Consider the following 12,767-nt stretch of genomic DNA (forward strand, 5'->3'; position numbering starts at 1 on the left):
GATGACCTTTTCCTCCGATTCGAGCGGACGCGCGCACGCATCCGAGTCGAGCACCGATGCCCGACGTGTGTGAAGTTATCCGCGCCCCGGCACTCCGACAAGGAGCGACGCGTGCACGTTCGTGCGTAAAACCACGGAAGTCCCGGCGCGATCGTGCTCGTGCCGGGACTTCCGCTTCGCTCCGCCTGTCTCCGCTTACGACGCGGGGACGGCGGTCGGCGTCTGGACGGAGGTGCCTCCGACGTCCACGCCGTTGTACTTCTTCAGGTGCGAGATGGTCGCGTCGACCTCCTCGGCGCGCTTCGCGTCGTCCCAGCCCAGGACGGCTCCGGTGTGCTCGGCCAGCTCCTCGAGGAGCTCGCGGCTGAGACCGCCGGTGAAGGCGTGGTTGGTGCGGCGCATGACCAGGTCGATCAGGTGCACGACGCTCTCGCGCTGCGCCAGGTAGCGGATCTCACCGGTGGTGAAGTCCTTGTCGAAGTCGAGCGCCTCGTCGTGGCCGTCGGCCAGGGCCTCGATGACCTCCTTCGCCCGGGTGCCGTAGCGCTCGAGCAGCTGGCCGGTGCGGGCCGAGGACAGGCCGGAGCGGTGCTGGCTGATCCACTGCGCGCGGGACGCGTCGGTTCGGGGGAAGCCCTTGCCGCCTCCGATGGCCGTCTTCACGGTCGAGACGCGGCGCGTCACTCCGATCTTCGTGAAGACCTCGTCGGCGAGGTGCTCGGAGAGGGCGCGGAACGTCGTCCACTTGCCGCCGACGAGGCTGAGGACCGGGGTCTTCCCGCCGGGCAGCGTCGAGGGCTCGATGCGGTAGTCGCGGGAGACGAAGCCGGGGGCCTCGTCGTCGTGACGCGGCAGCGGGCGGATGCCGGAGAACTTGAAGACGATCTGCTCGCGGGTCACCGGGATGGAGGGGAACACGTGGTTCACGAGGTCGAAGAAGTAGTCGATCTCCTCCTCCGTGCACACCGACGGCTCGTTCGGGTCGGCCTCGATGTCGGTGGTGCCGACCATCACGCGACCCTTGAGCGGGTAGATGAGGACGATGCGGCCGTCGCTGTGCTCGAAGAACATCTCGCGGCCCTCGCAGGCCTCGACCAGCTCGGGGTTGTCGAGGACGATGTGCGAGCCCTTGGTGCCGCCCATGAACTTCGTGGTGGTGCCCAGCGCGGTGTTGGTGAAGTCGGTCCAGGGGCCGGAGACGTTGACGACGACGTCGGCCTGGAAGGCGAACTCCTCGCCGCTCTCGCGGTCGCGCAGCAGGACGCCGCCCTCGGAGGTGCCGACGGCCTCGACGTAGTTCGCCGCACGGGCCTTCGCTCCTCCGACGAGCCCGTCGCGGAGGACGTCCAGCGCGAGGCGCTCCGGCTCGTGCACGGAGGCGTCGAAGTAGGTTGCGGTGTACTTGATCTTCGGATCGAGCTTCGGCAGCTCGTTCAGCGAGCGCTTGCGCCCGTGGAACTGGTGGCGCGGGACGACGCCTCCGTCGCGCGAGAAGAAGTCGTACAGCGTGAGGCCGACCTTGATCAGCAGCGCGCCGCGCTCCTGCGGCTTGCCCGACTTGTGCGTCAGGAAGCGCAGCGGGGCCGCGAGGATGCCCGAGAAAGTGGAGTAGATGGGGATGGTGGTCTGCAGCGGCTTCACGTAATGCGGCGCGATCTTCAGCAGACCGTTGCGCTCGTGCACGCCCTCGTTGACGAGACGGAACTCGCCGTTCTCGAGGTAGCGGATGCCGCCGTGGATCATGTGGCTCGAGGCGCTGGAGGCGCCCGAGACGTAGTCGCCGCGCTCGACGAGCGCGACGTCGACCCCGTTGAGCGCGAGCTCGCGGAAGGTTCCGATGCCGTTGATGCCACCGCCGATCACGAGGACGGTCGCTCGGGGGGTGTCCCGCAGGGCGGCGACGCTCTCGCGGATCGCGGGGGTTCCGGGAGTTCCGACAGACTGTGCCACTTCGTACTCGCCTTCGTGTCGTGTGTGATTTCGTCCAGTGGTTCTTCGACCAGCCTCCGCATCAGTCTCGGCACCCGAGGTGGACGATTGATTTCGCGAAGGAATACAGCCATCCTTGACCCGGGAACACATCCGGTCAAGACGGGTGGAAATACGTGCAAGGAGCATCAGTGACCCCTGTCCGACCGGTCGTCGAACTCGACGAGACGACGCACGCGACCCACCCCGACAAGACGCGGGACGCGCTCCGCGCCGCCCAGCTCTACTACATGCAGGACCTGACGATGGACGCCATCGCGCACGAGTTGCACACGTCGCGCTCGTCGGTCTCGCGGCTGCTCTCGCACGCCCGCGCGACCGGGCTGGTCGACATCCAGATCCGCTCCCCGCTCGATCGCGCGAGTGCTCTCTCGGCGGAGGTGCGCGCGCACTTCGACATCACCGCGCACATCGTGCCGGTGCCGGACCACACGAGCGAGATCGACCGGCTCGAGCGGGTCGCCCTGTCCGCGGCGCGGATCCTCGGCCAGTTCATCGACTCCAACATGATCGTCGGCATCGCCTGGGGCTCGACGATGAGCGCGATCAGCCGCCACCTCATCGCCAAGGAGACCCACAACACCCAGATCGTGCAGCTGAACGGAGCGGGCAACACCGAGACGACCGGCATCAACTACTCCAGCGAGATCCTCCGCCGCTTCGGGGACGCGTACGCCGCCAAGGTGCAGCAGTTCCCGGTGCAGGCGTTCTTCGACGATCCGCTGACGAAGCAGGCAGTCTGGCGCGAGCGGTCGACCAAGCGGGTGCTCGAGCTGCAGCAGCGGATGGACGTGGCGCTCTTCGGCCTCGGCTCGCCGTTCGCGGCGGTGCCGTCGAAGGTCTACATCGGCGGCTACCTCGAGCCGGACGACTTCACGTCTCTGAGCGCGTCGGGGGTCGTCGGCGACGTGGCGACGGTGTTCTACCGCGCCGACGGGACGTGGGACGACATCCCCATGAACGAACGTGCAAGCGGCCCGGACCTCTCCACGGTGCGTCGCGCGGCGCGCCGGATCTGCGTGGTGTCGGGGGCGTCGAAGCTCCCGGGTCTGCGCGGGGCGCTGGCGGCCGGGCTGATCACCGACCTGATCCTCGACGAGGGCACTGCGCGCGCGCTGATCGCGGACTGACGCCCGGCGGCGCGCCCGAGAGGCCACTCCGGTCGGTCCGCCGCGGCTTCTCGCGGCGCGCGACGGCGGAGAGGTCAGGACTCGCGGGCGTGGGAGTCGAGGAACTCGTAGACCTCGGCGTCGTCGATACCGGGGAACGTGCCGGAAGGCAGCGGGGCGAGCACGTGGGCGTGCAGGCGCGCGCTCGGCCAGGCGTTGCCGTCCCAGCGGGCGGCGAGGTCCGCCGGTGCGCGGCGGCAGCACGACTCGTCGGGGCAGCGGGACTGCTCGCGGCGGTCGGTGTCCCGACCGCGGAAGAAGCGCGCCTCGGCGAAGGGCACGCCGACGGTGATCGAGAACTCCTCCGTCGCCGTCGTGCCCGTCTGCGACGCCGACCAGAACGTGCCGGCGGGGGTGTCGACGTACTGGTAGTACTCGGTCGTGCGGTTGGTGCGGCTGAACGCGGAGCGGGCCGACCAGTAGCGGCAGACCACCTGTCCCTCCACCGCCCCCGTCACATCGGTCGGCAGGGGCAGATCGTCGTTCTCGTACGCCTTCTGGATCGACCCGTCGCCGAGGACGCGGAGGAAGTGCATCCGGATGTCGAGGTGCGAGGTCAGGAGGTTCGTGAAGCGCAGGGCGGCCGCCTCGTGGGTGACGCCGAAGCCGTCGCGGAAGTCCTCGACGGAGATGTCGCGGCCGCGCTTCGCCTCCTGCAGGAACGCGACCGCCGGCTCGAGCGGCATGAGGCAGGCGGCGGCGAAGTAGTTGATCTCGAGGCGCTGGCGGAGGAAGTCGGCGTAGGTCACCGGGCGCTCGTGCCCGAGCAGCCGGTGCGCCATGGCCTGCAGCGCGAGCGCGCGCAGACCGTGCCCGCCGGGGATCGAGGCGGGAGGGAGGTAGATGCGGCCGTTGGCCAGGTCGATCACCGACCGGGCGGAGTGGGGCAGATCGCCGACGTGGATGATCTCGAAGCCGAGGTGCCGCGCCATCCGCGAGACCGAGCTGTGCGTCAGCGCTCCCCCGCGGTGCCCGACGGTCCGCAGCATCTCGCCGGCGACCGTCTCGATCTCGGGCAGGTAGGCGTTGCTGTCGCGCAGCTGCAGCCGCTGCGCCGTGTTGGCGCGCCGCGCCTCCTCCGGCGTGGCGCTCGCCTCGTTCCTGCGGCGCGCCAGCTCGCGGTAGACGCCGAGGAACGCCTGGAGGACGGGCGTCGTGAGCCCCTTGTTGACCTTGAACTCGGGCAGCCCCAGTGAGCGGTAGAGCGAGCCCTTCTGCACGCGGGCGAGCTCGATCTCGAGCGCGGCGCGCTCGCTCGGCGGCTCGTCCGAGAGCAGAGCGGCCAGCTCGACTCCGAGCGCCGTGGCCAGGCCCTGCATCAAGGAGAGCCTCGGCTCCCGGCGGCCGGTCTCGATGAGCGAGAGCTGACTCCCCGAGACGCCCACGCGCTCGGCGAGCTGACCGAGGGTCAGGCCCCGACGGGTGCGGAAGTGGCGGATGCGCTGCCCGAGCAGCGCGGCGTCGGTCCCGGTGGGGGCGGCGGAGGGGTCTGTCACGTCGAGCTCCTGCGATCGGTTGTGACGTACGGAGAAAAAGGGCTGTTCTTGACGGGTCGGACCCCGTCAAGACACCCCGATCCTCCTCCATTCTGGCTCCAGGCGCCACACGACGCCCCTCGACGCAGACGACTGATCGAGGCCGACTCCCCACCCGTCGACGACGACACACGAGAAAGCGGAGCGACCATGACCATCTTCACCAACACCGTGCGGCTCGAGCCGAACACCCTGACCGCGCCCACGGCGACGCCCGCGCCGGTCGTACCCCCCGCTCCCCTCGCTCTGCGCAGGTGGGTGCGCGAGATGGCCGCGATCCTCGAGCCCGACGCGGTCGAGTGGACCGACGGCTCCCCCGAGGAGTGGTACCGGCTGACCGGTCGCATGGTCGAGGAGGGCAAGCTGATCGCTCTGAACGCGGAGTGGCGCCCCGGATCGTTCCTGGCGCGCACCGATCCCGACGACGTCGCCCGCGTCGAGGACCGCACCTTCATCTGCACCACCGACGAGGCCGATGCGGGCCCGACCAACAACTGGCGCGAGGCGTCGTCGATGAAGGCCGAGATCGCTCCGTACTTCGCGGGCTCGATGCGCGGCCGCACGATGTACGTCGTCCCGTTCTCGATGGGCCCGGTCGGCGGTCCGCTGTCGCAGCTGGGCGTGCAGCTCACCGATTCCGCCTACGCGGTGCTCAACATGCGGATCATGGCCCGCGTCGGTGCGGAGCCGCTCGCCGCCTTCACCGAGGACACCGCCTTCGTGCGCGGCGTGCACTCGGTCGGCTTCCCGTTGCGCGACGCCGACGGTACGACCCGCGAGGACGTCGCCTGGCCCTGCAACGAGACGAAGTACATCACCCAGTTCCCCGAGACCCGCGAGATCTGGTCGTTCGGCTCCGGCTACGGCGGCAACGCGCTGCTCGCCAAGAAGTGCTTCGCGCTGCGCATCGCGTCGGCGATGGGCCGCGAGGAGGGCTGGCTCGCCGAGCACATGCTCCTCATCCGCATCGTCTCGCCCGAGGGCCGTCGCTACCACGTGGCCGCCGCGTTCCCGAGCGCCTGCGGCAAGACGAACCTGGCGATGATGCAGCCGGCCCTGCCCGGCTGGCGGGTCGAGACGCTCGGCGACGACATCACCTGGATGAAGAAGGGCGAGGACGGGCGGCTCTGGGCGATGAACCCCGAGACCGGGTTCTTCGGCGTGGCTCCCGGCACCGGGCAGACCTCGAACCCCAACGCCGTGCAGACCCTCTGGGGCAACACGATCTTCACGAACGTCGCACTGCGCGAGGACGGCGACGTGTGGTGGGAGGGGCTCACCGACGACGTGCCCGAGCGGCTGACCGACTGGCGCGGCGAGCCCTGGACGCCCGCCTCGTCGACGCCGGCCGCGCACCCGAACGCCCGCTTCACGGCGCCCGCGCTGCAGTGCCCGTCGCTGTCGGACGACTGGGACGCCTTCGAGGGCGTGCCGCTGGACGCGATCGTCTTCGGCGGCCGCCGCGCGACGAACGTGCCGCTCGTGACGCAGGCCACCTCCTGGCAGCACGGCGTGTTCCTCGGCGCGACCATCGCCTCCGAGAAGACCGCTGCGGCGGAGGGGACCGTCGGCGAGCTGCGCCGCGATCCGTTCGCCATGCTCCCCTTCTGCGGGTACAACATGGCCGACTACTTCGCGCACTGGCTCGCGGTCGGCGAGGACCTCGGCGCGAAGGCGCCCGCGATCTTCCAGGTGAACTGGTTCCGCAAGGGTGCCGACGGCTCCTTCCTCTGGCCGGGCTTCGGGGAGAACGCCCGGGTGATCCAGTGGCTGGTGCGCCGGCTCGAGGGGGCCGCCGACGCGCGGCGCAGCCCTCTGGGCGACCTGCCCGTCCAGATCGACACGCACGGGCTGAACCTGTCGGACGCTGTGAAGCGCGAGCTGTTCGCCGTGCCGGTCGAGGCGTGGCTGGACGAGTGCGCGCTGACCGAGGAGTTCTTCGCGAAGTTCGGCGACCGGCTCCCCGCCGAGCTCACCGCCGAGCTGGCGGCGCTCCGCTTCCGGCTGCTCGCGCAAGAGCTCACCGCGGAGCCCGCGGTCTGACCCGACTCGCAGGCTCCGCGCCTGCGCACCCTGTGGCCCGCGGGAGGAGCATCCCCCTTCTCGCATCCCCTTCCGCGGGTCCACGTCCTTCACAACCGCGGATCGCCGCGGAGCAGGAACACTGGAGCACATGACCGACCGCATCACCCTCCGCTTCCTCGCCGCCCCGCAGGACGCCACCGCCGACGGCCGCAGCGCCCAGGCCGGCCGCGTGCTCGAGTGGATCGACAAGGCGGGCTACGCCTGCGCCGTCGGCTGGAGCGGCGGGTACTGCGTCACCGCCTACGTCGGCAACGTGCACTTCACGCGGCCGATCGTCGTGGGCAACCTCATCGAGGCGAGCGCGCAGGTGATCCACACGGGACGCAGCAGCATGCACGTGCTCGTCCGGGTCGGCCAGGCGGATCCGCGCACGGGCGTCTACGAGCCCGCCACCCACTGCCTCCTGATCTTCGTTGCGGTCGACGGCGAGAAGCGGCCGCGCGCGGTGCCGGAGTGGCGGCCGCGCTCGATCGAGGACGGCGCGCTCGCCGAGGGCGCCGCGGCCCGCATCGCCGGGCGGCGGGCGCTGCACGAGGTGATGCGGGAGCAGCGGTACACCGACGAGGGCACCGGACCGCGGATCGTCTTCCGCTTCCTCGCGGCCCCCGGCGATGTCAACTGGGGCGGCAACGCGCACGGGGGCATCGTCATGCGCTGGATCGACGAGGCGGCCGACACGGTCGCGCAGCGCTGGAGCGGGCGCGACGCCGTGGCGGTCTACTCCGGCGGCATCCACTTCTACCGCCCGGTCCGCATCGGTCACCTCGTGGAGGTGGAGGCGCGACTGATCCACACGGGCGGCCGGAGCATGCATCTCGCGATCCACGTGCGCTCGGGCGACCCGCGCACCGGCGAGCTCGAGCTCACGACCCAGTGCATGAGCGTCTTCGTGGTGCCGGGACCGGACGGCACCGCGGAGCCGGTACCGCAGCTCGAGCAGGTGACCGACGAGGACCGCCGACTGGATGCCCACGCCCTCGAGCTGATCCGCCTGCGCGCGGAGCTGCCGCCGCTCCCCCTGGACCTCGCGGCGCTCGCTCCGGTGGAGTGAGGATCCTCGACGCTAGGGTCGGAGCGTGACCCTCCCGATCCTCGTCGTCAACGGACCGAACCTGAATCTGCTCGGCACGCGCGAGCCCGAGCTGTACGGCTCGGCGACGCTCGCCGACGTCGAGTCGCTCGCGACCGATCGCGCCGGCGCCCTGGGCCTCGACGTGGAGTTCTTCCAGGCGAACTCGGAGGGCGCGATCATCGACCGCCTCCACGCGGCGCGCAGCACCTGCTCGGGGGTCGTCCTCAACGCGGGCGCCTACACCCACACCTCGATCGCGATCCGCGACGCCGTGCTGGCGACCGAGCTCCCGATGGTCGAGGTGCACATCAGCAACGTGAACCGCCGCGAGGAGTTCCGGCACCGCTCCTACCTCTCGGACATCGCGGTCGCCGTGATCGTCGGGGCCGGCATCGCGGGGTACGGCTACGCGATCGACGTGCTGCACCGCGGCCTCGTAGCCTCGGAGGCATGACGCAGCAGGATCCCGCCCGTTCCTTCGGCAGTGCCGTCGACGCCTACGACCGCGGGCGGCCCGGCTACCCGGACGACGCGGTCGACTGGATCGTGGCGCACGCGCCGGCCCGGGCGCCGGGCGCTCGTCTGCCGGAGCGCGCTCGTGCCGCCGGGGCGGACGCCTCCGATCGCCTGCGCGCGCTGGACCTCGGTGCGGGGACCGGCAAGTTCACGGCGTCCCTCGTGGCGCGGGGTCTCGACGTCACCGCCGTGGAGCCCGACGGCGCGATGCGCGGGCGGCTGGTGGAGTCGCTGCCCTCGGTGACCGCGCTGCCCGGCACTGCGGAGGAGATCCCGCTCGCGAGCGCATCGGTCGAGCTCGTGACGATCGCGCAGGCCTGGCACTGGGTCGATCCCGTCCGGACGAGCGAGGAGATCGCGCGGGTGCTCGTGCCGGGCGGAGTCGCGGCTCTCGTCTGGAACATCCGCGACGAGAGCGTGCCGTGGGTGCGCCGCCTCGGCGAGGTGGCCGGCTCCTCCCCCGCGGAGCGCTTCGAGACGCTGCAACCGCCGCTGGGACCTGCGCTGGTGCGCCGGGCCTTCGCGGCGTTCGACTGGACGTTCGAGCTCGAGCGCGCCGCCCTGCTCGACATGTTCGCCTCGCGGAGCTACGTGATCGCCCTGCCGGAGGAGGAGCGGGCTGCGGTGCTCGCCGCGGTGTCGGGAGTGGTGGAGGGGCTGCCGGGCGACCGCGTCGGGATGCCCTACGCGACCCGGGTCACGCTCGCGGGGCGCGCGGGTTGACGCCGCTCTGCCGGTCCTACGCGACCTCGTTCGGGTCGCCGCCCACGCGGCCGGCCCGCTCGAGGGCCGTGATGGCGTCCCGCTCGTCGTCGGTCAGCTCGAAGCCGAAGACGTCGATGTTCTCGACGATGCGCGCCCTCGTCGACGACTTGGGGAACACGATGTGCCCGCGGTCGAGGTGCCAGCGCAGTACGACCTGGGCCGGAGTCACGTCGTGCGCCTCCGCGGCTCCGGTGATCACGGGCAGCTCCAGCAGCGGGTACTTGCCCTGCCCCAGCGGGCCCCACGCCTCTGTCGCGATGCCGTGCTGCGCGCCGAACGACGTCACGGTCGGCTGCTGGTGGTACGGGTGCAGCTCGATCTGGTCGACGGCGGGCACCACCTCGGTCTCGGCGAGCAGGCGCTCCAGGTGCGGCACGAGGAAGTTCGAGACGCCGATCGAGCGGGTGCGGCCGGCCGCCTGCAGCTCCTGCATCGCCTCCCAGCTCTCGACGTAGCGGTCCTGCGCGGGGCTGGGCCAGTGGATGAGGTAGAGGTCGACGGAGTCGAGGCCGAGCTTCTCGAGGCTGCGGTCGAGGGCTCCCGGCGCGGTGTCGCGGCCCTGGTCGCCGTTCCACAGCTTCGTGGTCACGTAGAGCTCGTCGCGCGCGAGCCCGGAGGAGGCGATCGCACGGCCGACGCCCTCCTCGTTGCCGTAGATCGCGGCCGTGTCGATGTGCCGGTAGCCGGCCTCGAGCGCCTCGGACACGATGCGCTCCGTCTCGTCGGGGTCGACCTTGAAGACGCCGAAGCCGAGCTGCGGGATCGAGGTGCCGTCGTTGAGCGGGAGGGTGGGGATGCTGGTCATGCGTCCACCCTGGCGGCGAACGCCGACATCCGGCACCGGCTTGCGCTCGCGGACGGCTGCGCTCACGGAGGTCCGCGCTCACCGCCGGGGCGAGCCGTCTGGGCGACTACCCTCGAAGGGCGCCCGCGCGGGTGCACCGACCGCACGAGGAGCAGTACGTGAGCATCATCGCCGCCGCAGACGGATCCGCCCTGGGCAATCCCGGCCCCGCGGGCTGGGCCTGGTACGTCGACGACGCGCGCTGGGCCGCGGGCGGCTGGTCGCACGGCACGAACAACATCGGCGAGCTGACCGCGGTGCTCGAGCTGCTGCGCTCCACCGCGCACGAGGACGAGCCGCTGCACATCCTCTGCGACAGCCAGTACGCCATCAAGGCGTGCACCGAGTGGCTGCCCGGCTGGAAGCGGAAGGGCTGGCGCAAGGCCGACGGCAAGCCGGTGATGAACGTCGAGATCATCAAGGCCCTCGACGAGGCCCTCCAGGGCCGCGCCGTCACGTTCGAGTGGGTCAAGGGCCACGCGAACCACCGGATGAACGAGGCCGCGGACGTCCGCGCCCGCGCCGCCGCGACGGCGTTCCAGCGCAGGCAGCCCGTCGATGCCGGACCCGGCTGGCCGAGCGCCGCACCCGCTGCCGCCCCGTCCGCGACGGCCGTCGAGGACTCTTCCGCGACGCTGTTCTGAGCATCCGCACGGAAGCGGCCGTGGTCAGGGCAGGACGAGCATCCCGGTCGCGATCAGCTCCCGCACTCCCGGCAGCACGGAGGCGCTGACCGCCTCCTCCTCGACCTGCAGGATCGACGCCACGGCGGCGATGATCGCCGCGAGCGAGAGCTCGCCGTCGCAGGCCCCGACGACCGCGGCGAGGGCCGTGTCGACGTCCTCGGTGCGCGAGAAGCCGCCGCCCTGGCGCAGCCGCAGCACGGTCGGGTCGTCGTTGCCCGGCCAGTAGTGGCGCTCCTCCGTCACATCGCGCGCGACGACGAGCGACAGCCCGGCGAGCGCGCGGTCGCCGAGGTCGGCGAGCCGCTCGAGCGCATCGAGGCAGTGCGCGAGATGGCCGCCCAGGCCCGCCGTCGAGAGGGCGCCGTCCACCCGCTCGAGGCGGCGGAGCGGGGGTCGCGGACGGGCGGGCAGCCGCAGGGTGACGTAGCCGAACCCGACCCCCGTCACTCCGCGGTGCTCGAAGTCCTCGAGCCAGGCGTCGACCAGCGCGTCGAACTCCGCACCGCGGGTGGTCCCTCCGTCGCGGATCCACGTCTCGGCGTAGACCGCCGGGTCCTGCTGCTCGCGCTCGACCACCCAGACGTCGAGCGGCGACGCGGAGCCGTCGATCCACGCGTCCAATCCCGCACGACCGGGTTCGAGCGCCTGCTCGAGCGGAGCCCTCGCATCGGCCAGCCACGCGCGCACCCGGTCGAAGGCGTCGGCCGTGGCGCGGTACTCCCAGTTGCCGAGCAGCTGCGCGATGCCGCCCGGAGCCAGGTGCTCGGCAGCGCCGAGCACGACGCGGCGCACGATCTCGTCGCCCTCGAGCCCGCCGTCGCGGTACTCGTACGACGGCACGCCGGCACTGCGCGGAGTGATGACGAACGGCGGATTCGTGACGATGTGATCGAACCGCTCGCCGGCGACCGGCTCGTACAGGCTGCCGTGGCGGAACTCGATCGAGTCGATCCGGTTCAGCTCCGCGTTGAAGGCGGCGATCGCCAGCGCCCGGTGCGAGATGTCGGTGGCCACCACCCGGTCCGCGTGCCGCGACGCGTGGAGCGCCTGGATGCCGCAGCCGGTGCCGAGATCGAGGACGCTGCCGACCGGGCGCTGGATCATCAGTCCGGTCAGGGTCAGACTGGCGCCGCCGACGCCGAGGACGTGGTCCTCGGACAGCGCGCGGCCCAGCGCCAGCTCGCCCAGATCGGAGGCGATCCACCAGGACGCGGCGCCGTGCAGGTCGACGAGGTCGTAGGGCCGCAGATCCAGCGCGGCGACGACGACGGCTCCGGCCTCCGCGCGAACGAGCTCGAGGCCGATCGCTCCCTCGAGTCCCAGCGACGCGAACGCCGCCCCGGCCTCCGCGGCGGTCACCGGATCGGCGAGCAGGAAGAGCCGCGCGAGGACGGCGCGCGCCTGCTCCTCGGGCGACGAATCGGAGCGGCGCTCGAGCGCTCGGCGCGCGGGCACGCGGTCGCCGCGGTGGAGGGCCTCGGCGGCCGCCTCCCCCCACAGCTCGCGGACGGCGTCGACGCCGTAGCGGGCGCGGAGGAGGTCGTCGCGGAGGCGCGCGATCAGCGCGCGGTCGATCTGGTCGGGAGCCTGCACCGCTCCATCCTCGTGCACGTCCCGAAGCGATCGCGCACTCGTGGCTACGATCGGAGCATGCCCCTCACCGGAGAATACGAACCGAGCACGTCCGCCTGGGCCCGCGAGCAGGCCGAGCTCTACGAGTCGACCGGAGGCGCGGAGGGCAACCTCCTCCGCGGCAAGCCGATCATCGTCCTCACCACCGTCGGATCGCGCAGCGGGAAGCTGCGCAAGACCGCGCTCATGCGGGTCGAGCACGACGGCGAGTACGTCGTCGTCGCCTCCAAGGGCGGCGCCCCCGAGCACCCCGTCTGGTACGGCAACATGCTGAAGGAGCCGCACGTCGAGCTCCAGGACGGGCCCGTGAAGAAGGACTACACGGCGCGCGTCCTCGAGGGTGACGAGCGCGCGGTGTGGTGGGAGCGCTCCGTCGCGGCCTGGCCGGACTACGCGGAGTACCAGACGAAGACCGAGCGCGAGATCCCGCTCGTGCTGCTCACGCCCTGGAGCTGACCCGCGATCGGCCGGGCG

At 71.6% G+C, this 12,767-nt stretch carries 11 protein-coding genes; 7 read left to right on the forward strand and 4 right to left on the reverse strand.

Annotated elements, in window-relative coordinates:
- Positions 1-195 precede the first annotated feature (195 nt).
- Positions 196-1,950 (reverse strand): glycerol-3-phosphate dehydrogenase/oxidase, encoded by a 1,755-nt coding sequence (locus LRG51_RS05590; RefSeq protein WP_230671578.1) that lies wholly within the window; start codon positions 1,948-1,950, stop codon positions 196-198.
- A gap of 269 nt (positions 1,951-2,219) precedes the next feature.
- On the opposite strand from LRG51_RS05590, the gene LRG51_RS05595 reads away from it, so the two are divergent.
- Positions 2,220-3,119, forward strand: a complete 900-nt coding sequence (locus tag LRG51_RS05595; RefSeq protein WP_077223710.1) for a sugar-binding transcriptional regulator — start codon at positions 2,220-2,222, stop codon at positions 3,117-3,119.
- Between the two features lie 74 nt (positions 3,120-3,193).
- Here the strand turns inward: LRG51_RS05595 and LRG51_RS05600 are convergent, their stop codons facing one another.
- A complete protein-coding gene (locus LRG51_RS05600) occupies positions 3,194-4,654 on the reverse strand; it encodes a helix-turn-helix domain-containing protein (RefSeq protein ID WP_230671580.1) in 1,461 nt (486 codons plus the stop codon).
- A gap of 189 nt (positions 4,655-4,843) precedes the next feature.
- On the opposite strand from LRG51_RS05600, the gene LRG51_RS05605 reads away from it, so the two are divergent.
- The 4 genes from LRG51_RS05605 (at position 4,844) to LRG51_RS05620 (ending at position 9,089) form a co-directional block, all read left to right on the forward strand.
- Positions 4,844-6,736: a phosphoenolpyruvate carboxykinase (GTP) gene (locus LRG51_RS05605; protein ID WP_230671582.1), complete on the forward strand. Its 1,893-nt coding sequence runs from the start codon at positions 4,844-4,846 to the stop codon at positions 6,734-6,736.
- 130 nt (positions 6,737-6,866) lie between these two features.
- Entirely contained in the window at positions 6,867-7,829 is a 963-nt protein-coding gene (locus tag LRG51_RS05610) for an acyl-CoA thioesterase (protein ID WP_230671584.1), read from the forward strand.
- Between the two features lie 25 nt (positions 7,830-7,854).
- The gene (aroQ, locus tag LRG51_RS05615) at positions 7,855-8,304 is read left to right on the forward strand and encodes a type II 3-dehydroquinate dehydratase (RefSeq protein WP_055787954.1); all 450 of its coding nucleotides are present in this window, start codon (positions 7,855-7,857) and stop codon (positions 8,302-8,304) included.
- Entirely contained in the window at positions 8,301-9,089 is a 789-nt protein-coding gene (locus LRG51_RS05620; RefSeq protein WP_055787952.1) for a class I SAM-dependent methyltransferase, read from the forward strand. Before aroQ ends, LRG51_RS05620 begins: the two co-directional genes overlap by 4 nt.
- A gap of 16 nt (positions 9,090-9,105) precedes the next feature.
- Here LRG51_RS05620 and LRG51_RS05625 read toward each other — a convergent pair whose 3' ends face one another.
- Complete coding sequence (locus LRG51_RS05625) at positions 9,106-9,936, reverse strand: aldo/keto reductase (protein ID WP_230671586.1); 831 nt, start codon at positions 9,934-9,936, stop codon at positions 9,106-9,108.
- A 158-nt stretch (positions 9,937-10,094) separates the two neighbouring features.
- On the opposite strand from LRG51_RS05625, the gene LRG51_RS05630 reads away from it, so the two are divergent.
- Positions 10,095-10,619, forward strand: coding sequence for a ribonuclease H family protein (locus tag LRG51_RS05630; RefSeq protein WP_442966655.1), 525 nt, complete (start codon positions 10,095-10,097; stop codon positions 10,617-10,619).
- Positions 10,620-10,643: 24 nt separating this feature from the next.
- Here the strand turns inward: LRG51_RS05630 and LRG51_RS05635 are convergent, their stop codons facing one another.
- Positions 10,644-12,254, reverse strand: a complete 1,611-nt coding sequence (locus LRG51_RS05635; RefSeq protein WP_230671589.1) for a DUF7059 domain-containing protein — start codon at positions 12,252-12,254, stop codon at positions 10,644-10,646.
- A gap of 57 nt (positions 12,255-12,311) precedes the next feature.
- On the opposite strand from LRG51_RS05635, the gene LRG51_RS05640 reads away from it, so the two are divergent.
- Positions 12,312-12,749 carry a nitroreductase family deazaflavin-dependent oxidoreductase gene (locus LRG51_RS05640; RefSeq protein ID WP_055789020.1) on the forward strand — a complete coding sequence of 146 codons (438 nt, stop codon included), beginning with the start codon at positions 12,312-12,314 and terminating at the stop codon, positions 12,747-12,749.
- Positions 12,750-12,767 lie beyond the last annotated feature (18 nt).

The organism is Rathayibacter sp. Leaf248, from assembly GCF_920939495.1.
Classification (GTDB): Bacteria; Actinomycetota; Actinomycetes; order Actinomycetales; family Microbacteriaceae; genus Rathayibacter; species Rathayibacter caricis.

Coding starts and splice junctions, on each gene's coding strand:
- LRG51_RS05595 (WP_077223710.1), top strand. CDS start 2,220: ATGCAGGACCTGACGATGGACGCCATCGCGCACGAGTTGCACACGTCG.
- LRG51_RS05605 (WP_230671582.1), top strand. CDS start 4,844: ATGACCATCTTCACCAACACCGTGCGGCTCGAGCCGAACACCCTGACC.
- LRG51_RS05610 (WP_230671584.1), top strand. CDS start 6,867: ATGACCGACCGCATCACCCTCCGCTTCCTCGCCGCCCCGCAGGACGCC.
- LRG51_RS05620 (WP_055787952.1), top strand. CDS start 8,301: ATGACGCAGCAGGATCCCGCCCGTTCCTTCGGCAGTGCCGTCGACGCC.
- LRG51_RS05625 (WP_230671586.1), bottom strand. CDS start 9,936: ATGACCAGCATCCCCACCCTCCCGCTCAACGACGGCACCTCGATCCCG.
- LRG51_RS05640 (WP_055789020.1), top strand. CDS start 12,312: ATGCCCCTCACCGGAGAATACGAACCGAGCACGTCCGCCTGGGCCCGC.